The following is a 24,100-nucleotide window of genomic DNA, read 5'->3' on the forward strand; positions in this document are numbered from 1 at the left end:
CCGGGTCTATTTTATTTAATAACAGCGAGAAAATGTTCCACTTCTTGACGGTTTTTATAGGAAGGTACCGTCTCCCAGTCACAGCAACAGAGTGCTGCGGTTGCATTGGCAAAGCAGACAGCCTGTTCAATGGGCAGGCCTTCACTTAAGGCGACGGCTAATCCGGCATTAAAGCTGTCTCCGGCACCGTTACTGTCTACCACCTCAACCTTGCAAGGCGGGATCTCCAGCGTACTGTTGCGCGTAAAAACGGCGCTGCCTGCATCACCCAGGGTCATCACCACATGGCCACAGCCGGTTTCCAGCAACAAATCCGCTATTTCACGGTTACTACGGGTATCATCGGGAGCCAGACCCAGGGCAACACGCGCCTCGGTTTCATTCGGTGTAAGATAATCAATAGTACTGAGATTTTTACCGCGTAAATCACAGGCCGGAGCGGGATTAAGAATAGTAATTTTATTGTGCTGTTTCGCACTTTTCAGCCCGTAAAGCGCAGTTTCAAGTGGGATCTCAAGCTGCGTCAGTACCACGCGACTCTCTAAAAGCTGCTCAAGTGCGGCATCAACCAAGGCAGGGCTAAACAGTTTATTCGCCCCCATATCGACCACAATCACGTTACGCGCTTGCTGGTCTTTAATGATTAACCCGGCCCCCGTAGGGAGTTCATCGCTAACCGTCAGCGCACGGATATCAACCCCTTCCTGCTGCATCAGTTCGATAAATTCACGGCCAAAGACATCGTCACCCACCACACCTGCATAGGCAACCGTCGCTCCGAGGCGTGCAGCCTGTACCGCCATATCGGAACCCTTGCCACCCCAGGTCTGGCGGAAATCACGCCCGATTAAGGTTTCCCCTGCCAGCGGAATACGGTCAGCTGTCATCACCAGGGCTTTGGCATAACTGCCAAGAATAAAAATGCTCATCATGGACTCCTCTTTAAATCTGACAGAAGCCTGACACCCCACCATCAGTGTGGTGGGGCTGTTATCTTACTTAGTAAGCGTTAATATCACCTGTCAGCCCTTTTACTATTTCCGGCCCTGAGCTGGTTCCTACCAGTTCAGCACCCGCTTCAAACATCGCTTTCATTTTTTCCAGCGTGTTGACCTTACCTGATACTTTCACTCGGCAAGGTAACTGAATATTCGCTTTGAGAAGTCGAACATCTTCTACGGTCGCTTCACAGCCACCTTTGCCCCAGCCGCTTGACTGTTTTACCCAGTCAATGCCCGCTTCAAAAGCATATTGGGTCGCTTTAATTTTCATCGCCTCTTCGGTGATAAAACCAAATTCCAGCATCGCTTTCACTTTCATCCCGAGATCATGGGCAATGTGAGTGACTGTTTTTAGTTCTTCAAAATAGTGGTCTTCCATTCCGCCCAGCAGGTAGCCAGGGTTTGGCGGAAAATCGAACTCATCAGCCCCCTCTTTGGCCAGTTCACGTACCACCGCTACTTTCATCGCTAAGGTGTCATTCGCCATCGGGAAATTAAGCGTTGTCGCCACGCGTACGCCGCTACCTTTCAGAACTTCTTTACCCAGTGCTACCCAGCATGGCGCTATCATCGCTGCATCAAACTGATATTCCAGACACATCTCCAGGTGTTTGATAACCCCTTCGCGTGTTAAGTCCGGATTAACATTGGTGAACTGAATTGCCCTGGCGACTTGGCGCGGATCGTTAAAATCAATCATGAATCTCTCCCGTCTGGTAAGTGAATAACCTGTTATGGCTGAATGTCGATGACATGACTTTAGGCGTTTCAGCCCGGGGGAGTGATAGGCAAAAATCCCTTAAACATGGATGAAATTTTCACGCTACTGGAAATGTGAGAAGGCTCAAAAAATCAACAGTCGACCACTTTATAGTGGATGCAGGATCGTCAGGATGCTGCCACGATAAATGCTAAGTCCAAATCATGATAAAGGCGGAAACAGATGTCAAAGCAGATTAAGCGAACCCGGGTGATTGCCAACTGGTATCGGGGTTCTGACGAGTTTTCTGCCCTGATGAACTACCGTATTTTGCGTGCCGGACATATCGATACCGGGGCAGATTTTCATGTTCAGCGCCAGTCAGTTGTCGGACATGAACTGATTTTTTGCCTGCAAGGATCGGGGGTTATTCGCCTTGAAGACCGGCTTTACCCGGTACAAAAGGGCCAGTTAGCCTGGCTCCCGGTACGCTGGCCGCATGAGCATTATGCCGATAAACAGCACCCCTGGGAGATCCTCTGGTTACGCATAGAGGGTTCAAAACTCAATAATATCATGCAGATAATGGATGTTCCTCAACACCCTATTTTTCAGTTTGAGGACCCTGATAAAATTATTGAAATTTATCACCATATCTTTTCACTGATGAACAGCTATACCCTGGTGACGGATGCCCAGTGCGATATGCTGTGTAGCCAGCTGATTTTTACCCTGCTTGAGAACCGCAATAACGAGGTAATTCAGTCACGTATCATTACTCATCGGGGTTTGGGGAAACTGCTTTATCAAATTCATAGTCACTATAACGATGACTGGGATATCGAAAAATTTATGCACTACTGTCAGGTGAGTAAATCGCAGCTATTCCGCCTGTTCCGGACAACATTCGATCAAAGCCCGTTGAAATGGCTGAAAAATTATCGCTTAACCCAGGCCCGACGCTTACTGGTAGAAACGCAGGAAAATATCAGCGCCATTGCGCTCCAGGTGGGGTATCACGATCCGCTGCATTTCTCGCGTGATTTTCATCGGGCTATTGGTATGTCCCCCAGCGCCTTTCGTAAACAGGAACAGTTAGCGCCATCAACAGAGTAGCGGTAGGTTTAAAACCGGCGAGTGTTATACTCCTGTTATTATTTTTAGATTCGAATCACAAGAAAGATGATTAATAAAATTCTGGTCAGTGCCTGCCTGATGGGCTTTAAAATCCGCTATAACGGCAGTGAAAAAGCCCAGGTGATTAAAACCCTGGCACGCTGGGAGCAGGAACAACGTCTGGTGGTTCACTGTCCTGAACTGGCCGCCGGGTTACCCACGCCCAGACCACCCGCAGAAATTTTTTCCGCAGATGGTAATGACGTGATGCAGGAACGCGCGCGGATCATCGAAAATACCGGCCAGGATGTGACCGGGCATTACCAGCTTGCGGCCTGGATGGCACTACGCGCAGCACAAGAGTCCGGTTGCACCGTCGCGTTATTAACTGACGGCAGCCCGACATGCGGCAGCCGGTTTATCTACGATGGTTCTTTCACCGGCCAGCGAAAATCAGGTATGGGTGTGGCAGCCGCCCTGCTCACCAAACACGGAATCACTGTTTTTGCCGATACCCAACTCGAAGAGTTGATTGCCTGGGTTGAGGAGAGAGAACGCTATCTTTGATTAAATATTTTAAGTATTAACCCCAGAAAAAATCTGTTTCCCAGTCCTGTGGAAAGCCCGTTTCAACCCTATAAATCTTCGCCGTATCATTTTCTGCAAAGAGTTTCATGATTTCGGCTTTTAAATTGATACCTTCCATACCGAGCGTCTTTATCATCTTGTGCATCATGCAAACTGTCAGATAAGGACGATTCTGCCGGGCTACCCAGAAGGGAGGAAGATCCGTAAATTGAGGATGAATATTATTATGATACTTACCACGATAATTTTTAGCATACAGTTCCTGTTCTTGATTAAAGGAAAACTGTATTCTCTTTCGTATAGAATCTATAAGATCTGTCCCTTTTTTGGTATAAAAATAGGTATTATCCAGATACCAGAAAGGATTATTTCTGCAGGAAGAAAGGGTATGATCAAGTCGACTTCTGAGTTTTATCTCAAGCCGTGCAATAATACCAAATAACAGCACTCGTAATTTTTCATCAAACCGATATAATTCAAGCCCGTATTCGAAATACTCATCCTTTCTATAGAGTTTCCCATCCCGACTTTCTACATCTAACAGTGGATGAAGATATATTTTAAAACGATAATAACTTATCTGGCTCAGTATATTTTCAGCTTCATCTTCGTCATGAAATCCTAGTTTTTTAAGTTTCAGGTCGTTAACCAAGTCAGCGGGTGTGCGATATGGCTTATTGTAAAGCCTTGTCTGCATTGCATAATCATCCATGAAAAGGCAAAAAAAAGCCCACTAACTCCCCCGAAGGGTAGTTGCAGGCGTTATTAGCGTTAATATGACCCTATTTGCAAGTTGCGTCAACAGGTACCTCCTCTAAAATGATATCCACATCGCCATAATACAAACCAGAATTAAAAAATCGACCCGCCTATATCCTAAAAGATGAAGTGATGACTATTTGGTACTCGTCACACTCTCCAGAGAATGCAATAAATCCGCCAGACGATTATCTAACGCAAGCAGTTTTTCATCTGACAGTGCGGACAGAATCTGTCGTTCGTTCTCAACGTGCTTTTCCACCGCGCGATCAATCAGCGCCAACCCCTCATCCGTTAACTGCACCAGCATGCTACGGGCATCCTCGGCATTCACCTGTCGAACAATAAAACCCCGTGATTCCAGACGCTTAAGACGATGCGTCATGGTACCCGAGGTAACCATCAGGGTTGAAAATAGTTCGGTTGGCGTCAGCATATGAGGTGCACCAGCCCGGCGTAGTGCCGCCAGCATATCGAACTCCCACGAACTCAATTCAAACTCAGAGAAGGTTAACTCGAGCCGCTGTGCAAGGAGGGCTGCACAGCGATTAAGTCGTCCAATCGGCCCCATCGGGCTACAGTCTAAATCCGGGCGCTCGCGTTTCCACTGGGCAAGAATGTTATCTACCGCATCTTGTTGGGACGTGTTTTGATCGCTCATTTATCTTGACTTCAAGTTAATTTATCGACAAGATTATTTTATCTTGAATTAAAGACAAATACAAAATTATGCGCAATTCCTTCTCTCTGACTTACTGGCGTGACGTACTCCTGACGGCAATCGCCCCGGCTATCTGGGGTTCAACCTATATCGTGACGACCCAGTTTTTGCCGCCGGACAGACCTTTTACTGCGGCACTGATTCGGGTCTTACCTGCCGGTATTCTGCTCCTGCTGTTTATCCGCCGCCTGCCGGAACGTCGTGATATCGGGCGCCTGATTATTCTCAGCGCACTCAATATTGGCGTTTTCCAGGCTCTGCTCTTTGTCGCCGCTTATCGATTGCCCGGTGGACTGGCTGCGGTACTCGGTGCGATTCAGCCGCTCCTGATCATGGTATTGATTTGGGTTGTTGATAAGCATGCTCCTAAGCAAATTACCTTGTGGGGGGCACTGGCGGGCGTCGTCGGCATGGCGATGCTCCTGCTATCTCCTCAGACGGTTTTTGAACCTATCGGCATTGCCGCCGCATTACTGGGCGCAATGTGTATGGCATCCGGCGTCTGGCTGACGCGTCGCTGGCAGGTAAAATTACCCGTGATGGCGCTCACCGGATGGCAACTCGTTCTCGGTGGCATAATGCTGGCCCCTGCCGCATGGATTTTTGATGCGCCACTTCCGGTACTGACCCTTCCGCAGTGGGCTGCTTATGCCTATCTCAGCCTGGCGGGTGCCTTTGTCGCTTACGCGCTGTGGTTTCGTGGTATTAGCCGCCTGCCCAGCGTCGCGGTGGCATCATTAGGATTACTCAGCCCGTTAACCGCGGTTGCCCTGGGCTGGATAGTGCTTTCCCAGGAGATGAGCGGAGTAGCATTTATCGGACTTTTCATCGTTCTGGCCAGTGTATTAGTGGTACAGCGTACCTCTGCAAAAACCAAATAACGCTTCACGACTTATCATTTAACAAGGAAAAACAGATGACCCTTTCTGTGCATAACGCCATCACTTCACGTATTTCCATTGACCGTTTTATTCCTGATAGCCCTGTCGATGACAGTACGATTACAGAGCTGATACGGATGGCAACCCTGGCACCTTCAGCCTATAACATGCAGAACTGGCGGTTTATCGCGGTACGCTCAGAGGAAGGAAAGGCGCTGCTAAAAACGGCGGCATACGGCCAGCAAAAAGTCACTGATGCCTCGGTTGCCTTTATCGTTTGTGGTTTGCTCAATGCGCACCAACCCCTGGCGACCTTTTTGCAGCCAAGCGTTGAAGAAAATATCATGGCTCAGCATACCGCTGATGCATGGGTAAAACAGGCCGCCGCCAGCCATGAAAATGATGCAACGTTACAGCGCGATGAAGCTGTACGTTCAGCGTCGCTGGCCGCAATGACCTTAATGCTGGCAGCTCAGGGAATGAATCTGGATTCCTGCCCGATGGTCGGTTTTGATGAACAACAGGTGAGCCGTGATTTTGGTTTAGCAGAACATGAATTACCGCTGATGATTATCGTTGTTGGCCACGCCTTAGAAAGTAATAAGCCGCAAAAAATACGCAGACCGATTGAAACGGTTCTCTCCTTCGCCTGATAGTAGATATACCTCCCGGTAAAAGCGAAAAGTTAATCTGGCAGCCGCCACAGCAGTTTTTTATATCTGCCAGCCTGCCAGATTCACGTCATGACTTAGTTACCGACACCTTTTCAAACTAATGAACGATCTTGACCATTAATAAAATTTTTTAACACTTGGCTGGCAGCTTGAATATGCTGAATGATTTCACTTTCGGCCATTTCTGAATTGCTCTGTCGGCAGGCAGCTAAAATATTTTCATGATCGTCCTGGAATTTATGCGTATTGGCCAGTAATCGCCGCTGAAGGTATTCATATCTTTCTATCTGATTACGCAATTCATCAATCATTATTAATAGGCGTTTGTTTTTACATCCACTGTAGAGAAGGTCATGAAACTCATGGTTATATCGCCCCTGCATTTCAAAGTCAGAGGTATTACCAAGCAGTTTATGGACAAGTTCAGCCCTTGCCAGAATATCGCTATTCAAGTTGGGTACACTCTGGAAGAGCGCTTCTCCTTCTAACAAAGCGCGTAACTGATAGATTTCGTCAATCTCATCTCCTGAAAGCGTCCTGACAACCGCCCCCCGGTTTCTAAAAATCTCAACCATGCCGTCATGTTCTAACTGTTGAATGGCTTCCCGCATTGGGATCCGGCTAACAGAAAAATGACTCGCAAGATCTCTCTCAACCAGCCGTTGGCCATCAGAAAGCGTGCCGTTGTTAATCATTTTTCTCAACTCACCAGCAAGCATATCTGCGGTTGACTGACCTGTCAGACTCATCATTTTCTCCTTTACCTTATGGCATAATGGTATACCATGTGATGAATTAAGTCCAGAATCGATAACTTAAGCAGATTGGGAGTAGCAGATATGGCGCAGCGTGAACATCATTATCAGGTTAATGTTGAGTGGACAGGCAATAAGGGAGACGGAACGAAGTCCTATAAGGCATATAGTCGCGACTATGTCATTTCGGCAGAGAAGAAAAATCCCATTCAGGGCTCATCAGATCCGGCATTTCTCGGGGATGCCACCCGCTGGAATCCAGAGGATCTCCTTGTGGCCTCAGCCTCAGCATGCCATAAACTATGGTATCTGCACTTATGTGCTGAAGCCGGGATCAGTGTTTCTACTTATATTGACCGCGCTACAGGGACGATGGTTGAAGGTAAAAAAGGCTGTTTCACCGGGATAACTTTGAAGCCAGAAATCACTATTCGTTCTGGCGATGATATAAAACTTGCTCAAGAACTTCATCATCGCGCACATGAATTATGCTTTATTGCTAACTCACTTAACTTTCCAATATTATGTGAATCGGTAATCACGCATAGCATCGATTGATCGTTTATTCCGCTATCAATCTTCATCCAGGGATGGAGCTATTGGATCAAATGAAACTCATGGAAAATACCGACAAGATATATTCATTGGTTATCGAAAGTGCTTATGGCTTATCCATCGGGGCAGTATGGCAGCATATTCGCGTCGACTGCTCTGAGATTTCTGATGATTATCTGTTCAGAAAACAGATGTTCTTTGATTTTTTAACGCGTGCATTAACTGAGGGGAAAATTAAGTTAGCGACAAAGGGTGTATTTTTGTCAGGCTCAATTTCGGAGCAATTAAACCTATTTCAAACGGCCTGGCCCCAATATCCTTCTGACGATGAAGATGATGAACTGGATGAGTCCGGCATGTGGTTTTTCGTCAAGGCTCCTGCGGGCTTAGTCTGGTTAACGCCTGATGGTGAAGAAATATGGACCTAGTCAGTCAGACCAGGCCCTACCCGATATTGTTCTTAATGCTGCGCCAGTTGCCGGAAAAAATCAGGGTTATCCTGAATAGTGGCAAGCACTTTTGCGGCCAGCCCGGTTGGGTTACGTCTTTTAGTCTCCCAGCTTTTAATGGTATCGATACTGGTTCCCAGTACTTTTGCCATCTCACTTTGTGAAACATTAAGCTGCTCTCTGATAGCCTTCACGTCAGCAACTTTATAACGCGTCACACGGGAAGGCTCTGTAACCCCCTGCTTAATATCAACAGCTTCTTCAAGAGAGGCCTTCAAATCATCAAAAAAACTCATGCTACACCTCACCTTTCAGTAATATTGTTAGTTTCTTAAGTTCTGCTTTTTCAGCGTCGGTCAGGTTATCTTTGATACTCTTCGGGTATGCCATCATCAGATAGACAATCTCGGTAGTGGCAAGAAAATAGATAACTCTGGCGCCGCCACTTTTTCCTTGAGAACCTATCGCCATTCTTATTTTCCGTAAACCACCGGTTTTCGGTATCAAATCACCTTTATCCGGGCAGGCAATGAGTATTCGCTGGAGCTCCATCAACTCATCATCCGTGGCAATTTGCTTGATTTGACGAGTAAACAATGTTGTTTCAATAAACTCAATTCCATGTTCCGTATTGCCGCTTCCCTGCGTATTGATGTACAAGGTACACCTCCAGTATTGAACTATCCAGTAAAATAAAGTGTGTTATTTGTGTTGATGAAACCTGATATCTCACATTCTGAAGCCATCATGAGCACCGGTTGTTACTGATGACCATCCGGGAATAAAAATAACGCTAAGAAAAATAAGCATAATAATGTGATCCGTTTAAGTACTTGTGACTGAGTTATTCGGCGTAAATATAGGACTACCATTTTGACCAGATAGCATAGCCGCACTTGTTTTTCAGACTTATGCCAGCTCGCGATGATAAGCGCCACAAGCTAAATCCTTTTCTGTACCTGAGACGGCTGTTAATCTGTGTCATCAAGCAACAATGCTTATCACTCCTGACCTCAGGCAGCTTTTATGAAACAGATAACGATTAGCGATATGCAGCAACAAAGCGCGGCAGCAGCAAGTGCACCACGTTTACGCGCTCACCGGAACTTTCACCCTGAACTCAGCGATCCGGTACAACGCCTGGCGATTGCCATGGAACCCGGCACCTATATTCGCCCCCATCGTCATCCTCATACCTTCGAGCTGCTGCTCCCACTCAGCGGGCGCTTTCTGGTATTAAACTTTGACGATCGCGGCACGGTCACACAGCGTGTGATACTGGGTGAGGATTGTATGGCGCTGGAAATGGAGGCAGGCACCTGGCATTCGGTACTGTCACTTGATAACGGTGGCGTGATTTTTGAAGTGAAACACGGTGGCTACCAGCCCGTCGCAGAGCAGGACTCTGCCGTCTGGGCTCCCGCTGAAGGGGAAAAAGGAACGGCTGAGTTAATGGCATGGTACGCACAGGCCCAGGTCGGTGACGGCGGTTTTACTTTATAAGCGCCAGTTATCACTTAGCATCAGCGAGCAGCCGTTCGATATCTGCTCTGGCATTGACCAGAGCAGTCAGCCCCCCTTTCAGCCAGACGCCCTTCCCCGCAACCTCCAGCCTGGCGGCATGATCAAACTGATCAAAATCGACCGGATAAACCAGCGCCGGAATCTTTTTTTGCAGGCAATAGTACATAATTCCCGCACCACCGTGATGGATCACTAAAGCATAATGTGCCAGACAGGTTTCATAGTTGACCCAGGGCAGACGAATCACGTTTTCGGTTTGCTGAAAACGCGTCGACTCAGGGTCCCCCTCAGTAAAATGAAACAGATAGTCGGGTAAAGTGCGGGCCAGCTGCCGGATGGCATCCGCCATCTCATCTTTATGCCAGGCCAGATGGGTTCCTAATGTCACCAGAATATGCCGCCGCCCCGGAACAAAGTGAGGCTCGGGGCCTTCGTCTGGCGGGGTATAGAGCGCCGGGCCAATAAACTGAACGCTGTCGGGCCAGCTACGTGCAAACTCCAGCGATTTATCCCCTAAAGCCAGAATACACTGGGCAGAATAGGCACTTTCCGTTCCGTCAGGCCGGTAAAGCCGGGTTATTCCTGTCTGTCTGATAGTACGGTAAAACAACCAGAATATCGTCTGTTTAAACCAGCGTACTTTTTTACGGGCAATCGCCTGTTTCAGGCGCTGCCAGCGGTGGGTTGCCGGGGTGAGCCCTCCGCAATAAGAGGGTGGGCCATCACGGGTTTCCACTACACAAGGAGAAGGTAAGCTGGTCCACCAGGGAATATTCCATGCGCGTGCGACCTGACCGACGACAGGCAGTGTGAAGTCAGCAATGATTAAGTCAGGTGGCTGTTCCTGCTGGTAAAACGCATCAAGCTGAGCCGAAAAATCGGCCAGTAAGCTGACGGCATGTTTAAACTGCCGGTACAATTTTAGCGGACTACTTTTTACCGCATAGTCCGGGTTAGCTATCGCCTGTAATGGAGCATCAAAATCTCCGGGTAAAGCAAAACCTTGCAAACCTGCGCTGGTAATGCGCAATTGTGCTCCCTGAGTACTGATAATCCGCACCTCATACTCAGCGGCTAAAGCACGTCCCAAAGCAATAACCGGGTGTAAATGCCCGGAAAAAGGCGGTGCCAGCAAATCTATTCGCCGAACAGAGGAAGGGATTAATGCCAGTAAGGCTTTCATAGTCAGACCCAATGATTTCAGCGCGATACAAAGTTATTATTACTGAATACCCGATAACGGCGTGTGCGCCAGACAATGGTGCGGTTACAAACAGCATGAAGAAGATGTAGCGGCTGTAGCAGCTCTGAAATCAGCGATAGTAAGGGCCGGGACTGAATATCTGGCGTCAAGGCTTGCTGTACTTTCCGTAGCGCAAACTGACGAATAATCAGACATGCCAGAACCACTAAAGGATGAGAAACCGCCATCAATAACACGCCCCATAACAACAACGGGTGCAAACCCTGTAGTAGAAAAATCAGCAGATTGATCTTGAGTGATTTCTCACGCAATAGCAGTGTGGCAAACAGGAACCAGCGATGCATCTGTTGCCAGTATTTTTTGCCACTGGCTAAATCAGTATGAATTTTTACCAGGGCAATACTCTGCGTCAGCCGGATCTGGTGCTGGCTCAGCAAAGAAGCCAGAGCCAGATCGTCCGTCAGATGCCGCTGAATACGGGCAAAACCATCGACCTTTGCCAGTGTCTGGCGGCCGATCGCATAACACATACCATTGATGGTTAACGGCGGAAGATAAGGCAGCAAAGGCAAATAGGTCAGAGCTGAACTGTCATTAACAAACTGCGCTAAGAGTGCAGAATAAGGCTTTTTACTGGTTGCATAATAAGGCAAGGCGGTAACCAGATTATCCGTCCCGACTTCACTGATAAGCTGAGTGAATGCCTCAGGGGAGAGTATCGCATCGTCATCCAGCACCAGAATAATGTCATTGCTGACTTCCGGCCAGGCCCGTTCGAGCTTGAAAGCCTTCGGGTTCACGCCTTCTGGCGCAGCAGGACAGGACATGATGATGATGTTTCGCGCAGCTAGCTGCTGCTTTATCTGATTAACGGTCACCCTGGCGACCTCATCGTCATCATCAATCAGCCAGACAAAATCGGCCTGCTCAAGCGCAATCACATTCGCCTTCAACGTCGAACCCAGCGTCGGGTCACCGCTTAAAATAGGTTGTAGAATCGTCACCCGACCAGGTGATGCCTGAACCTCGCACCGGGTCGGGCGGCGAATAACGCGCAGTGTTAATACGACTTTTAGCAGTAAAATCCCAAGCCAGGCAACAAGAATCAACATCGGGTTTGCTCCTGATAGTATTTAACCAATATATCCAGCCCGTCTGATAAAGAACAAGAAGGCGGACCAAAATCCGTCAGCGCTGCGCTCACATCCAGTGTTTTTGAATAACCAAAGACTCCGACACCAAAACGCGTAATCGGTGGCATTTTTTTTATGCCCAGTAACCGGTATCCCCCTTCGATCACCCGGGCAATAAGCATCAACTGTTTAACTGAAAGTTTTTTTGTTGCCGCAGGAAGATTAAAGCGCTTAAGCACTTCCTGTAAGAACTGATTAATCTCGACCGGTTCGGCGTTAGAGAGGTTATAGACGGGGCGTAATTTCGGTAGCATAAGCGCTCTCAGCAGATAATCGCACAGGCTCTCAACAGGCATAATATCCCCCTGAGCCGGCATATCCGGTGAGGTTAATATCGGTAGTTGCTTGTTTCGTGCGGCCTTAAGAAGTGGCGGAAACAGCAGGCTATCTCCGACTCCAAAAACAGCGCAGGGACGCAAGATCGTCTTTTCACCCTGATAAGCCTGCACCCTCTGCTCACCCTCATATTTACTGCGGGCATACTCATTGGCGAAGTCAGGGCCAGGCGTTTGTTGCTCCGTCAGGCTAAACTGGTGCTGGTAGCGGTAGTAAACTGCGGCCGTAGAGATATATATCAGGCGAGGGTGACCGACCTTTTGGCAAAAATGAATAACCTGCTCGGTCGTCAGCACATTATCACGCCAGTACTCCTCGCGGCTTCCCCATGGTCCCGCTTTACCGGCGGCGTGAATCACCGCGTCGGGGGTAAAGTTCAGAGTATCCAGGTCGGCTAAATCAATCTGAGAATAACGAATACCGGTCAGTAGTTTTGGCTGTGGGCGTCGGCCGACCCCCAACAATTCAAGGTTATGATGTCCGGCAAAACGGCGCAGAAAAGCCTGACCAATAAAACCCGATGCCCCTGTAATAACGATTTTTATCATGGAGGGAGAATATCCTCTGCCTGCTGCGGATTAACGCCCATCTGTTTCAGAAACTGTTGCTGTAGCTGCAACAGCTCGGCCAGGCTTATCTTCTGATAGTCGATATTAAATCGCATCGCTACCCGGGCAATCAGATAGCTTAATGCCGGATAATGGCGATGATGCCAGTTGGGAAAAAGATGATGAGTCAGATGTAAATTAGCGCCGCCAAGCCAGTAGCCTAACCAGGCGGGACGAGCCTGCCAGTCAAAGGTGGTGGTGAAAACATGCTGATACCAGGTATGCGGCATATTTCCCACGGCTGGCGCTTCAAAAAAATGTGATTTTGCCCAATGGGTGCCAACAATCAGCATCACAAACAGCAGCGACGACACCATCTGGGATAGCAGATAGATAATCAATAATGTGGAGAAACTGAACTCGGCAGAGAGCACATAAGCGGGAATAACCAAGGCCAGTAAAAAATGCAGACATTTACTGATAAGAAAAATAGTCCACCCTTTCAGGCCTCGCATAGCCATTTTCGGCGTTACTCTGGTCTTACCGGCCCTGTCAAGCCAGTCCACCAGCCAGATATACCAGGGGAAGGTAAAGGCGGCAATTAATGGCCAGTACCAGTGCTGAAGACGCATAAAAGGTTTCCAGCGTTGAAAGGGCGTCTGGCGTAACAGGCCATTTTCATCAATATCCGGGTCATAACCCGAAATATTCGTATGCGTGTGATGAAAAATAACATGACGCACTCGCCAGCAGTCCGGATCTAGCCCCAGCGGAATCGACACTATCCGCCCCGTTAAGGCATTCGCCCGGGCAGACCGAAAGAAGGCATTATGAGAGGTATCGTGTACCACATTGATGACCAGCAGCATGGCACTAAAAATAAATCCCAGATACCAGCCGAACAGCGCCATACCAGAATGTTGTTGCAGGATTAACCCGTAACAGGTCAGACAAATGCCTAAGAGGAAGATCATTTTACCTATAGCCCATTTATCGGCAAAACGATTGTCCTGACGGGTACGCAGATACTGCTGTGCCGCCTGCATCAGCGCTTTATGCAATGCTAAATCATCTGCCTGATAAGCCAGCGGGCGTAAGGGAGTTCGGCTCATTCTTCAGATCTCTTTACGGGAGGCTGTCCCATCTGCCGTAAAAATCGACGCTGTCTAACTAACAGTTCCCGATAACCGATGCAGCGGTAATCCATGCCATAACACGTCGCAAGCTCACCAATAATCTCAGCAAGTGCCGGATAATGGCGATGGTTGAGCTGCGGAAACAGATGATGGGTTAAATGATAGTTAAGACCGCCAGTCAGATGGTGAAGCCAGCGCGGCGAGGCAACCCAGTCACAGGCTGTCGCGAAATTATGATGATACCAGCCATGCGGCATCTGTTTATTTTCAGGTGCCTCGAAAAACTCCGCTTCCGCCCAGTGCGTACCGAGTAATAAAAAGACTACCATCAGGGAAGCACACATCTGACTGAACAGATAAATCAGCATCGCAGTCCAGGGTGAAATACCGTGCTGTAGCCCCACCATCAAGGGGACCACCAGCACCAGTAATAGATGCGCGACTTTACTGCCAATAAATAATGCCCAGCCCTGCTTACCACTTAATAGTTTTTCTTGCCGGAGCGGCGTTTTATTTAACCGGTCTCGCCAGTCAAAAACCCAGGTTATCCAGGGGAGTGACAGCGCTGCAATCAACGGCCAGTACAGATGCTGGTAGCGCATATGACGACGCCATTGCTGGAAAGGGGACTGGCGGAAAATACCATTTTCTTCGGTATCTAAATCGTAAATTTCAATATTTGCATACTGATGATGGAATATCACATGCCGTACTCGCCAGTAATCGGGATCCACTCCCAAAGGGAGAGTCACCAGTCGACCGACAAACCGATTAATACCGGGACGACGGCTGAACGTATTATGGGAAGCATCATGATTGACATTCACATTCAATAGCATTGCCATCATGATGAAAATAAAGTAGCTGCAGGCAAAAAGCCACGACTGAGTGGTCATCAGCGTGATGCCATAACACAAGACTGATAGTCCAAGAAGAAGTAACGCTTTGCTCCACTGCCAGCCATCAGCATAGGCATGATCGTGGCCAAGATATTCTCGTGCCGCCTGCTGCAGGTGTTGATGGAAAGCCTGTTCACTGTCACGGGGATAGTGCAAGGGTTCAAGTTTATCAGACATCAGCGCCCTTCCTTCTTCCCCAGCCACACAACACGCTGATGCCGTGAAGCATTAGTCCCGATAAGGTCACTAACCAAAAAGTATGATTCCAGCCTGACCCTATAATCAGTAAACCCCATAACATCAGCGTGAGCCAAAACCAGCTCAATACTCCCCAGCGCTGCCCTTGGGAAATGCCTCCGAGGGCTACCGATCCAAAAGCCAGCAGAATAAACAGCGCAACCTGAGCAAAAGTGACATTCTGATAACCATAACCATAGAGCTGGATATAGCCTAATACCAGGGCGAACAGCAGCAGAGCACCACTGACTAACATCCATGCTGAGGCATAAAACTGGCGCTTTGCTCCTGTGCCTGAAGCGGCTTTGTGCCATAAGCGCCAGAAGGGACGATTACTGGCAATAAAAGGATTATTACTTGGCTGTTCACCTTTAACACCGTAATCATAGGGTTCGTCGGGTGCGACTTTAAAGGTGCCAAATAGCTTGTCCCAGAAAATAAAGCTTCCGCCATAATTGCTGTCCGAATAAGCACGGTCATTAATATGATGGACTCGATGATGTGTCGGGGTGACAAAGATCTTTTCCAGCCAGCCCAGATTCGGCTTCACCGATATATGATTAAAAAACTGCACGGTGTAGTGCAATATTGAGACGGTCAGAAATACCGTGAGCGGCACGCCCAGCCATGCCAGGACAATAAAGAAAGGTATCGATGTCAGCGAGGAGTACCAGGAGTTTCGCACTCCCAGCGATAAATTATAGTGATGTCCCTGATGATGGACGACGTGCACAGCCCATAAAACCGCCAGGCGATGATGCAGCCGGTGTAGCCAGTAAAACCCAAAGTCCCAGGCCAGAATTGCAAAACACCAGACCCAGACGGGTGAGGTTTCGGCAAATAAATTGAGGCTGAAGTGGCTGAGCACCAGGCTATAACAGAGCACCTCAAGGCCACGAAACAGCCAGAGCATAATATGCCCGGAGTTAAGGTTAAAAATCACCTCATGCCAGTCAACTTTTTGCCGGCTGTTAAATCTCAGTAGTAAGGCCTCGCCCAGTACAAAGAGTAACATCAGAATAACCGGAACAATTAACTCACTCACCAGGCTTCTCCTTTTGCCGATTCATTACCCAGCTCACCAGCATACCCGCCCCAGATGCCAGCACCACACCGCCGATCAGGTCGATAAACAGATGACGTTTTAACTGCAAAATAGAAAACGCGATCACGCCTCCCCAGAGTATAAACGCCAGAGTAAGAAAATGCTTCCGGCTCCTGGCTATCGCCCATACCGCCAGAAGCGTCAGAGCGACATGCAGCGAGGGAAAGCAGTTTTGTGCCGAGTCTACCGAAATTAACTGTTTCAATAGCACAGATTCAATACCCTGCCCGCTGTCCGGCGGGGTAACGAGGGTGGTGGGCCAGAGTAAATAAATCAGCCCGGCACCCAGCGCTGTCAGCTGCATCGATCGGGTCAGCCAGCGAACAGCCGTTAAAGGTGCCAGAAAATAGCCAGCCGGGATAATCAGGAAAAAAGACAAATAGGCCCAGATAGCTGAAGCTGAGAAAGGGATCTTATTATCAATCCATGATGGTGTGATGACCTGACCGGCGCTTTGTAGGTTATCGGTTAAATGATAAATAACACCGACGAATCCCCAACCCAGTAGTAGCTGCCCAGCCCGATAAAATCCATTTTTCATAGGTTAGCCTTGCGAATAATACGTCGCCGTTTGCTATCAAACTGCGGGATCACCGCGGCGCTTTCCAGCTTCCAGCACAACTTTTGCGTATCGACCCCTTGCTTATCGAGCATGGCAACCAGCGCCAGTTTACTGATTTCCAGCGCGTCGGGGGAACAATCTGCAAGCAGGTGCAAGGTCTGAGAGCCCTGCTGAGTCAGCCGATAATCGGCATTAAGCGGTAATGAGATGGCCAGCACACGGCTACAGAGATCGGCGAAGATAGTCTGCGGCTGCCCGTGGATATCGGCGAGTATCAGCTGATCGTCCTGGCGTCCTTCAATATGTTGAATAGCCCGGGCAGGATTACCACAGGGGCACTTTTCTTCCCTGGCCACTAATACGTCATCCAGCCGGTAACGGACTATAGGCTGCGTTTTCCGGGTAAAATCGGTAATAATCGGTGTAAAACGGTGCTCATCCAGCCACTGGGGTTCAATATGCAGAAACTCTTCATTAAGGTGCAAAACGCCATAGCGGCAGGTCGCTGCTAAAAAACCTTCGGTAGCCTGGTAAACCTCCCCCACCTCGCCGAAGACTTCAGTCAGTAACAGACGATCCTGATGTTCAAGTACCTCCGCGACAGAAATGACCTTTTTGACCTGTAGCCTGAGCTCGCCACGTTGCACACTCAAGGCCAGTTCACGTAGTACCTGGGCCGGAGCAACAATAATCGTCGGAGCCTGTTGTTCTAAAGGGTGCAAATGGGAAGAATACGGTTGAAACAAATCATAGTAAGCTAGGCTCAGCCAGCGATTATTGACACTCTGGTAGAGATTATTATTGGCACGTAAAAATAACGCTACTCGTTCCCCGGCAAACAGACCATCGGGCAGCATTTTAGCCAGCATACCACCCGCCCATAATTGCTGCTCTTCCGGGCTGACGACAAATAAACCCCGAACTCCGGAAGTCCCCGAGGATAATCCGACACTGAATTTCCCGACCTGGCGTGAAAAATCGCGATCTTTTTCACTTTGTATCGCGATATCAAGCAATTGCTGGCTACGCAGTCCCTGAGTATTCATCCGATCAAAATTTTTCATCATCAGCGACTTATCCATTAGCGGCCAGTCAGTCATTGGCGTATTCAGATAGCGGCTAAACCACGGGCTTTTCGCCAGTACCCGACGAGAAAAACGTTCTAACTGTCGCTGCTGATAACGTTCCAGGGCATCACGGCTGGTGAAATATTGACGACGGGTACGAAAATAGTGCCACAAGGTGCGGAGTAATGCGGTCATAAATCCCCCTCATGGCAGAGGCGAATCTGACATTTTCCCCCTGACCAGAGCTGATTAAGTCGAGCCAGGGTCTGGTAGTAAGCTTGCGAATCATCCATCAGTAAATTGGCCATACGCGAAGGGCCCCGCAGCGTCTGATAGCTTACCGGTGACCAGGCCGCATCACTGGCCAGTAATACCCAGCCGTCATCCGTTTCAATAAAGGCCCCCCAGTGCCCGGCTGCATGCCCGGGTAACGGTACCAGTAATACTTGCCCCTGGCTGCCGGGTAACTCATAACCCAGTTCAAACGGCATCAATTCTGAAGCCAGGGCAACCTGTCTGAAACTCTCAAAAAACTGCAGCGCCGTGTCGAATGTTTCAGGAATTAACCCCGGAATAAAAGCCTGTTTTAATGCGGCAAACCCACGCAGATGACGCGTTTTCTGCCAGCCCTCCCCGGAACAAATAAACCTGAGAGAAGAGAAATCACGGAGCCCGGCAATATGGTCAGCATGAAAATGCGAGAGGATCATGCCGTCAATATCCCCGCTGAGATAACCCTGTTCCCGGAGCTGAGAGACCAGAGACTCTTGCGGGTCAAAATAAACCGGCGTTACCCGGCGGTAGAGCCAGAATAACCCTGAGCGAGTATATTGCTCAAACCAGTTCGCATAGCCGGTATCCCACAACCAGCGTTTATCGCCTGCTTCCAGCAAATATGCCCGGGCTGGAAACTTACAGACCCGAAAACTGGCACCTTTCAAAGCCATACAGCCTGGATGGGTGCAATACCCCACTTCAAAGGTGGTTATTTTAGCCACGACGTCTCACTCCCTGACTGAGGTACGTAACCAGTCACCAGTACGCAAAATACTCTCTTCGAGAGAATAAAGCGGGCGATAACCCAGTTCATTAATCGCTAGCTGAGAATCAAGGGTCATATCAAAATAGACCGCCCCTACGCTATAGCGGGTTAGCATCGGCTCTTTACCGGTTATTTTCGCTACCTGCTCCATTCCTGCTGCAACCATCGCTAAGAGTCGATAAGGCACTGCCTGCAAGGTAACACCATAATTGAGCTGCTGATTTAAAATAGCTTCAACCATCTCAGCCAGCCGCTGTGGCTGCTGATTAGTGATGTTGTATATCGCTCCGGAAGGCAGGTTTGGCTGCGTAGTCGCCAGGGCCATGGCATGAACCACATTCAGGACGAAAGTCAGGTCAAGCAGTGCCATGCCCCCACCCGGCAAGCGCAGTACGTTATTTTTACCGCGGATATTCTGTAACAGGCGCGGAATAATCACCCGGTCATGGGGACCAAATAATCCGCGTGGTCGCAAGATAATATATTGGGTATCAGGATAAAGTTCTATGGGCTGTTGCAGGGCCTGTTCAGCAGCATACTTACTGGAGGCATAATGACTTGAGAAACGCCTGGCGCGATAGGTTTCGGGTAAATTATGGTGATGCTGAAAATCAAAATACACGGCCGGAGAAGAGATATGGACAAAGCGCCTGACGCCTTCGCGACCGGCAACTCGCGCCAGTTTCTCGGTCACGACTACATTCGTCTGGAAAAATTCTTCCGCCGTTCCCCAGGGAGATGATTTAGCCGCACAATGCCAGACCGCATCACAGCCGATGACCAGCGACAGAAAAGTGTCATCTGAACACTGAGTCAAATCCAGGGGAATAAAGGTCGCGCCAAGCGCCTGTAGTTCTGCGCCTGCCAGCGGGTCACGTCCTGTTGCTATAACGCTATTCCCTTGCTCCAGCAACCATTGTGCGGCATTACGCCCTAACCCACTGGTTGCGCCCGTCACCAGAATTTTCATGGCAGAATCACCATACCCGCTAATGTCAGCCCCGCGGCGGTACCAATCAGCATGACGGGTTTCCCGGGATTAACACGCCCTGTTGTCATGGCTTCATGCAAAGCGAAAGGCAGTGATGCCGCTACCTGATTACCGTGATGGCGATAAATATCAACCAGAACTTCATTCGGTACATGGAGGCGTTTACGCATATGCTCCAGCGCTAAATGGCTGGCCTGATGAGGAACGACGGTAGCAATCTCCGCGAGTGTCAGCTGGCATTGCGCCAGCAGCCGCTGGAAATACCCCTCAATAATCGATGAGGCATGACGGAATAAGGCCTTGCCCTGCATATGAAATAAGAAGTCTTGCTCTTCCATTCCGGCACGAGGATTACGACGAGTGCCTCCCGCACGAATTTCACAGAGTTCACTACCGGAAGGATACATTTCAATCAGGCTACCCAGCACCCGACTATCACCATTCCCCCGCTCAACGATGGCACAGGCCGCACCATCCCCGAAAATTAAAGAAGACTCTTCGTGATTCCAGTCAATACCGCGCGAAGCGATATCAGCGCTAACAATAGCAATGCGCCGATAACTGCCAGCATTCAGCAATCCGGTCGCGACTTGCAGAGCGGAAATAAAGCTGACACAGCTGCTGTTAATGTCAAAGCCCGCGATTCCCGGAGCAAGCCCGGCCGACTTCAGAATATGTATCGCGGTACAGGGCAATGCCTGATAAGGAATCGCCGACGCTGAAATCAGCAGGTCGATTGAGTCGGGATCAATAGCATGGCGCTCCAGCGCATTATGCAAAGCGGCAGCGCCAAGTTCAGCCTGACTCGCACTGTCACTGGCATGAAAACGGTATTCAATACCTGAACGCTGTTCCACGTACCCCGCGGCTTTACCCAGCTTTTTGTCCAGCATCGCTGACTCGACTTTGCCCGGTGGCAATGCGGTGCCAGTGGCAATGATGCTCAATGCCTGCGAGGAATGCGAATAAAGAGGAGTCGACATAGGCAGAAAAGGACCTTGGTTAGAGTAGCTATGGGTAGCATTCTATTTTTCAGCCCCGTGAGTGTCCATTGGTTTGCTCAGTCCCCCAGCAATCCAGGATAATGATTAGACAATTTCCCACCTTTATTTGCCTGTTTTATCCTCCCCGACGATTAACTTGAATTTCAAGGTATCGGATGCCGCTGCCAAAACCAGCGGCGCGTCGGTTTACTACTCTGCTGACCATAATGATGCTGAACCCGGTTGGCTACGAGCTCAAGTAGCAGGCAGAGAATAAAGTAGACCGCGGCAATAAATAAAAATACCTCGGTAGGATGAACCATACTGCGATTATTCACCTGCGTGGCCAGGAAGGTCAGTTCCCCTACACCAATAATATAAGCCAGCGAGGTATCTTTAATCAGGGATATCCACTGATTAATAAACGAGGGAATCATCATCCGCAGGGCCTGAGGAAGCACGATACAGCCCAGCGTTTGCCAGCGGGTCAGCCCCAGCGATAATCCGGCCTGCGTTTGTCCGACACCGATGGCAACAATACCGGCTTTTACAGCATGAGCCAGATACGCTGCGGAGATCAGTGCCAGAGCGCAAACAACGGTGGTAATTTCGGGGATATCAATCCCAAAGAGAATAGGTAACAGAAAATAGGTCCAGAAAATCAGCATGATAACTGGAATTGCTCTGAAAAAACCCAGTACTGAGGCCAGGAGTGCCACAGGTATACCACGAGACATGGCAAGCACAACCCCCAATACCGTTCCCAGTAAGGCAGAAACGATGCCCGCCAGTAAACTGATAACCACCGTCAACGCTGCACCACCAAGCGGACCGTCAGGCCAGGTTCCCAGCAACAGGTAGCGCAGATTATCTTGTATAATACTAAAATCCATCTCTTATCCTCTGGCCACCGAAGACCGCTGCTGACGCCACATACCCCACCCTTCCAGGACTGCAATAGTCAGAACATAGAGTATCGTCGCGACACCAAAAGCCTGAAAGGTGCGTAACGTTTCCGTTTCTACCTGACGAGAGGCATAAGAAAGCTCAGCCACCCCAATAGCCATTGTCAGCGATGAGTTTTTAATCACATTCATGTACTGCCCGAGTAGCGGTGGAAAGGCGATACGCAATGCCTGAGGCAGAATAATATAGCGAAGTGACTGCCAGCCCGTTAACCCTAGCGCCCAGGCAGCATTTTTTTGTCCGCTTGCAACGCCGCGGATACCTGCGCGAATTTCTTCGGCAATAAAGGAGGTAGAATAAAAGGTCAGTCCGATAAAACCGGCCAGAAATTCAAACGATGGCCATGAGAATAGCCCCATCTGATGAGGAGTGTTAAGCCATTGCATTAAGCTTCCAGGCAATAACTGACCGGCAGCAAAATACCAGAAAAAAAGCTGAACCAGCAGCGGTGTATTACGAAATAAAGAGCTGTAACCCGTTGCAATAATACGTAGCAGCCGGACCCGGCTATCGCGCATACCCGCAACCAGAAAACCGAGTAGCGTCGCCGCAATACTGGCACAAGCTGAAAGTGCCAGGGTAAGTAAAAAACCCTGCCATAGCCAGCCCAGGTACATTGGGCTAAGCAAGTCGTCCCAATTCATATGACGTCCTATCAAAAACGACTTGTCCGGATAGCCACTGACTACCCGGACGATATTAAACGATTACGCTTTTGGCTGCTCGGTCAGAGGGGCAATGCGGAAATCACCCCGCGGTTGGGCAGCTTTGGTATCCGGACCAAACCAGCGATCGTAGATAACGGTGGCCTGGCCGTTTTTCTCAAGTTCCAGCAGGGCGGCATCAACCGCCTCAGTCAGAGCAACCTCCCCTTTAGGGATGCCGACACCCTGGTACTCTTTGGTCAGACTGAATGGTGAAATTTCAAATGCTTCACGCTGTTCTGGCGACAAGTTACCTAATAATCCGACCAGTTTGGCATCATCCTGAGTGATCGCCTGCACATTACCATTACGCAGAGCAACAAAGGCCAGCGGAGTATCATCATAAGAGACCACTTTGGTATCCGGATAACGTTCACGCAGGGTGATTTCCTGAACGGTTCCTTTATCGGCACCGATGCGCAGTGGGCGGATGTCGTCCGGGGTTTTCAGTACGCCTTTACGGGCAATAAATTTTTGTCCGGTAGAGAAATAAGGCACGCTGAAATTGACCGCTTTAGCCCTGTCATCGGTAATAGTAAAATTCGCCGCAATCAGGTCAACCTTATTTGAGGATAGCAGTGGGATTCGGTTAGCCGGGTTAGTCGCCCGCAGTTCCACTTTGGTGCCTAATGCTTTACCGATAGCTTCAGCAACATCGACATCGTAGCCAACCAGTTTTTTAGTCTCAGGATCGATATAACCAAAAGGGGGATTACTATCAAAAACAGCAACCCGGACTACGCCTGCTTGCTTAATATCATCTAATTTATCCGCACTTGCAGCGGCTGAAAAGAGACCAGTCAAACTGGCTAACACGGTCAAAGTGGCAATATGCTGCTTCATGTACGGCTCCTGAAAGTGATTTATTCTGTGTTCAATAAACCTATCAGTAGTACATATAGATTTGTAAATAATATTAAAGGCTATGTATATAACAAGATGAGATAAATCCGAGAGGGAGAGGTTCACAGCCTGTTTAGCAGATAAACAATAACAAAAAACCCCAAGTTATTAACTAACTTGGGGTTTATGTTTGGTGGAAGCGTAGAGATTCGAACTCTAGAACCCTTTCGGATCGCCGGTTTTCAAGACCGGTGCCTTCAACCACTCGGCCACGCTTCCGTAATACTTTTTACTGCATCAGCCGCTTTTCAGCCACTGTTTAAATGTTGGTGGAAGCGTAGAGATTCGAACTCTAGAACCCTTTCGGATCGCCGGTTTTCAAGACCGGTGCCTTCAACCACTCGGCCACGCTTCCAACGAGGCGAACTATAAACATAGCCATACCTCATGTAAAGCACCAATTGGTTCAACCGCCTTAATTTTAGCCGTTTTTGTGTTGTTTGGTTGAAAGTGCAACAATGTGGTGAGGTTTGCAACACTTTCCATCCGTATACTGAGAAG

The 24,100-nt window shown here is 49.0% G+C and carries 28 protein-coding genes and 2 tRNA genes; 7 read left to right on the forward strand and 23 right to left on the reverse strand.

Translation table 11 applies throughout. The features are described 5' to 3' along the window. Positions 1 to 11: 11 nt before the first annotated feature. Together M2387_RS05970 and deoC are read right to left on the reverse strand one after the other, a co-directional pair. Complete coding sequence (locus tag M2387_RS05970; RefSeq protein ID WP_259048317.1) at positions 12 to 929, reverse strand: ribokinase; 918 nt, start codon at positions 927 to 929, stop codon at positions 12 to 14. 70 nt (positions 930 to 999) lie between these two features. Further along, positions 1,000 to 1,701 (reverse strand): deoxyribose-phosphate aldolase, encoded by a 702-nt coding sequence (gene deoC / locus M2387_RS05975; protein WP_259047832.1) that lies wholly within the window; start codon positions 1,699 to 1,701, stop codon positions 1,000 to 1,002. Positions 1,702 to 1,956: 255 nt separating this feature from the next. Between deoC and M2387_RS05980 the strand changes: the two genes are divergently transcribed. Both M2387_RS05980 and M2387_RS05985 read left to right on the forward strand, forming a co-directional pair. After that, the gene (locus tag M2387_RS05980; RefSeq protein ID WP_259048319.1) at positions 1,957 to 2,817 is read left to right on the forward strand and encodes a helix-turn-helix transcriptional regulator; all 861 of its coding nucleotides are present in this window, start codon (positions 1,957 to 1,959) and stop codon (positions 2,815 to 2,817) included. A gap of 66 nt (positions 2,818 to 2,883) precedes the next feature. Beyond that, on the forward strand, positions 2,884 to 3,384 hold the full coding sequence (locus M2387_RS05985) for a 2-thiouracil desulfurase family protein (RefSeq protein ID WP_259047834.1): 501 nt from the start codon (positions 2,884 to 2,886) through the stop codon (positions 3,382 to 3,384). Positions 3,385 to 3,400: 16 nt separating this feature from the next. On the opposite strand, the gene M2387_RS05990 is transcribed toward M2387_RS05985, so the two are convergent. Then, positions 3,401 to 4,102 (reverse strand): Abi family protein, encoded by a 702-nt coding sequence (locus tag M2387_RS05990; RefSeq protein WP_259047836.1) that lies wholly within the window; start codon positions 4,100 to 4,102, stop codon positions 3,401 to 3,403. A 198-nt stretch (positions 4,103 to 4,300) separates the two neighbouring features. After that, positions 4,301 to 4,825 (reverse strand): MarR family winged helix-turn-helix transcriptional regulator, encoded by a 525-nt coding sequence (locus M2387_RS05995; protein ID WP_259047838.1) that lies wholly within the window; start codon positions 4,823 to 4,825, stop codon positions 4,301 to 4,303. A gap of 68 nt (positions 4,826 to 4,893) precedes the next feature. On the opposite strand from M2387_RS05995, the gene M2387_RS06000 reads away from it, so the two are divergent. Further along, positions 4,894 to 5,766, forward strand: a complete 873-nt coding sequence (locus M2387_RS06000) for a DMT family transporter (protein ID WP_259047840.1) — start codon at positions 4,894 to 4,896, stop codon at positions 5,764 to 5,766. Positions 5,767 to 5,801: 35 nt separating this feature from the next. Then, the gene (locus M2387_RS06005) at positions 5,802 to 6,419 is read left to right on the forward strand and encodes a nitroreductase family protein (protein ID WP_259047841.1); all 618 of its coding nucleotides are present in this window, start codon (positions 5,802 to 5,804) and stop codon (positions 6,417 to 6,419) included. A gap of 113 nt (positions 6,420 to 6,532) precedes the next feature. On the opposite strand, the gene M2387_RS06010 is transcribed toward M2387_RS06005, so the two are convergent. Then, positions 6,533 to 7,192, reverse strand: a complete 660-nt coding sequence (locus M2387_RS06010) for a GntR family transcriptional regulator (RefSeq protein WP_259047843.1) — start codon at positions 7,190 to 7,192, stop codon at positions 6,533 to 6,535. An 87-nt stretch (positions 7,193 to 7,279) separates the two neighbouring features. Here M2387_RS06010 and M2387_RS06015 point away from each other — a divergent pair, with 87 nt between their 5' ends. Next, positions 7,280 to 7,753, forward strand: a complete 474-nt coding sequence (locus tag M2387_RS06015; RefSeq protein WP_259047845.1) for an OsmC family protein — start codon at positions 7,280 to 7,282, stop codon at positions 7,751 to 7,753. Between the two features lie 50 nt (positions 7,754 to 7,803). Beyond that, positions 7,804 to 8,178 (forward strand): DUF596 domain-containing protein, encoded by a 375-nt coding sequence (locus tag M2387_RS06020; protein ID WP_259047846.1) that lies wholly within the window; start codon positions 7,804 to 7,806, stop codon positions 8,176 to 8,178. 32 nt (positions 8,179 to 8,210) lie between these two features. Here the strand turns inward: M2387_RS06020 and nadS are convergent, their stop codons facing one another. Together nadS and M2387_RS06030 are read right to left on the reverse strand one after the other, a co-directional pair. Beyond that, positions 8,211 to 8,495 carry a NadS family protein gene (gene nadS / locus M2387_RS06025; protein WP_259047848.1) on the reverse strand — a complete coding sequence of 95 codons (285 nt, stop codon included), beginning with the start codon at positions 8,493 to 8,495 and terminating at the stop codon, positions 8,211 to 8,213. Position 8,496: 1 nt separating this feature from the next. Continuing rightward, positions 8,497 to 8,859: a type II toxin-antitoxin system RelE/ParE family toxin gene (locus M2387_RS06030; protein WP_259047850.1), complete on the reverse strand. Its 363-nt coding sequence runs from the start codon at positions 8,857 to 8,859 to the stop codon at positions 8,497 to 8,499. 366 nt (positions 8,860 to 9,225) lie between these two features. Here M2387_RS06030 and M2387_RS06035 point away from each other — a divergent pair, with 366 nt between their 5' ends. Beyond that, positions 9,226 to 9,702, forward strand: a complete 477-nt coding sequence (locus M2387_RS06035; RefSeq protein ID WP_259047852.1) for a WbuC family cupin fold metalloprotein — start codon at positions 9,226 to 9,228, stop codon at positions 9,700 to 9,702. Positions 9,703 to 9,712: 10 nt separating this feature from the next. Here the strand turns inward: M2387_RS06035 and M2387_RS06040 are convergent, their stop codons facing one another. The 16 genes from M2387_RS06040 to M2387_RS06115 form a co-directional block, all read right to left on the reverse strand. Continuing rightward, complete coding sequence (locus M2387_RS06040; RefSeq protein ID WP_259047853.1) at positions 9,713 to 10,906, reverse strand: glycosyltransferase; 1,194 nt, start codon at positions 10,904 to 10,906, stop codon at positions 9,713 to 9,715. 17 nt (positions 10,907 to 10,923) lie between these two features. Next, positions 10,924 to 12,039 carry a glycosyltransferase family 2 protein gene (locus tag M2387_RS06045; RefSeq protein ID WP_259047855.1) on the reverse strand — a complete coding sequence of 372 codons (1,116 nt, stop codon included), beginning with the start codon at positions 12,037 to 12,039 and terminating at the stop codon, positions 10,924 to 10,926. After that, positions 12,033 to 13,004 carry an NAD-dependent epimerase/dehydratase family protein gene (locus M2387_RS06050; RefSeq protein ID WP_259047857.1) on the reverse strand — a complete coding sequence of 324 codons (972 nt, stop codon included), beginning with the start codon at positions 13,002 to 13,004 and terminating at the stop codon, positions 12,033 to 12,035. Before M2387_RS06050 ends, M2387_RS06045 begins: the two co-directional genes overlap by 7 nt. Further along, complete coding sequence (locus M2387_RS06055; RefSeq protein WP_259047859.1) at positions 13,001 to 14,116, reverse strand: acyl-CoA desaturase; 1,116 nt, start codon at positions 14,114 to 14,116, stop codon at positions 13,001 to 13,003. Before M2387_RS06055 ends, M2387_RS06050 begins: the two co-directional genes overlap by 4 nt. Continuing rightward, complete coding sequence (locus M2387_RS06060; RefSeq protein WP_259047860.1) at positions 14,113 to 15,216, reverse strand: fatty acid desaturase family protein; 1,104 nt, start codon at positions 15,214 to 15,216, stop codon at positions 14,113 to 14,115. The genes M2387_RS06055 and M2387_RS06060 overlap by 4 nt, the downstream gene beginning before the upstream one ends. After that, entirely contained in the window at positions 15,209 to 16,321 is a 1,113-nt protein-coding gene (locus tag M2387_RS06065) for a sterol desaturase family protein (RefSeq protein WP_259047862.1), read from the reverse strand. The genes M2387_RS06060 and M2387_RS06065 overlap by 8 nt, the downstream gene beginning before the upstream one ends. Next, on the reverse strand, positions 16,314 to 16,922 hold the full coding sequence (locus tag M2387_RS06070) for a phosphatase PAP2 family protein (protein ID WP_259047863.1): 609 nt from the start codon (positions 16,920 to 16,922) through the stop codon (positions 16,314 to 16,316). Before M2387_RS06070 ends, M2387_RS06065 begins: the two co-directional genes overlap by 8 nt. After that, a complete protein-coding gene (locus M2387_RS06075) occupies positions 16,919 to 18,205 on the reverse strand; it encodes a F390 synthetase-related protein (RefSeq protein ID WP_259047865.1) in 1,287 nt (428 codons plus the stop codon). The genes M2387_RS06070 and M2387_RS06075 overlap by 4 nt, the downstream gene beginning before the upstream one ends. Continuing rightward, positions 18,202 to 19,008, reverse strand: coding sequence for an MBL fold metallo-hydrolase (locus M2387_RS06080; protein WP_259047867.1), 807 nt, complete (start codon positions 19,006 to 19,008; stop codon positions 18,202 to 18,204). The genes M2387_RS06075 and M2387_RS06080 overlap by 4 nt, the downstream gene beginning before the upstream one ends. Before the next feature lie 6 nt (positions 19,009 to 19,014). After that, positions 19,015 to 20,022, reverse strand: coding sequence for an NAD-dependent epimerase/dehydratase family protein (locus M2387_RS06085; protein ID WP_259047869.1), 1,008 nt, complete (start codon positions 20,020 to 20,022; stop codon positions 19,015 to 19,017). Beyond that, positions 20,019 to 21,026: a 3-oxoacyl-[acyl-carrier-protein] synthase III C-terminal domain-containing protein gene (locus M2387_RS06090; RefSeq protein ID WP_259047871.1), complete on the reverse strand. Its 1,008-nt coding sequence runs from the start codon at positions 21,024 to 21,026 to the stop codon at positions 20,019 to 20,021. Before M2387_RS06090 ends, M2387_RS06085 begins: the two co-directional genes overlap by 4 nt. Before the next feature lie 164 nt (positions 21,027 to 21,190). Continuing rightward, the gene (locus tag M2387_RS06095) at positions 21,191 to 21,919 is read right to left on the reverse strand and encodes an amino acid ABC transporter permease (RefSeq protein ID WP_259047874.1); all 729 of its coding nucleotides are present in this window, start codon (positions 21,917 to 21,919) and stop codon (positions 21,191 to 21,193) included. Between the two features lie 3 nt (positions 21,920 to 21,922). Next, on the reverse strand, positions 21,923 to 22,636 hold the full coding sequence (locus M2387_RS06100; RefSeq protein ID WP_259047876.1) for an amino acid ABC transporter permease: 714 nt from the start codon (positions 22,634 to 22,636) through the stop codon (positions 21,923 to 21,925). 63 nt (positions 22,637 to 22,699) lie between these two features. Further along, positions 22,700 to 23,539, reverse strand: a complete 840-nt coding sequence (locus tag M2387_RS06105; RefSeq protein WP_259047877.1) for an ABC transporter substrate-binding protein — start codon at positions 23,537 to 23,539, stop codon at positions 22,700 to 22,702. Positions 23,540 to 23,730: 191 nt separating this feature from the next. Then, positions 23,731 to 23,818: transfer RNA gene (locus M2387_RS06110), tRNA-Ser, on the reverse strand. A gap of 48 nt (positions 23,819 to 23,866) precedes the next feature. Then, positions 23,867 to 23,954: transfer RNA gene (locus M2387_RS06115), tRNA-Ser, on the reverse strand. Positions 23,955 to 24,100: the final 146 nt, after the last annotated feature.

This window comes from Klebsiella sp. BIGb0407, assembly GCF_024807845.1.
In the GTDB taxonomy this organism is placed as follows: domain Bacteria; phylum Pseudomonadota; class Gammaproteobacteria; order Enterobacterales; family Enterobacteriaceae; genus JGM124.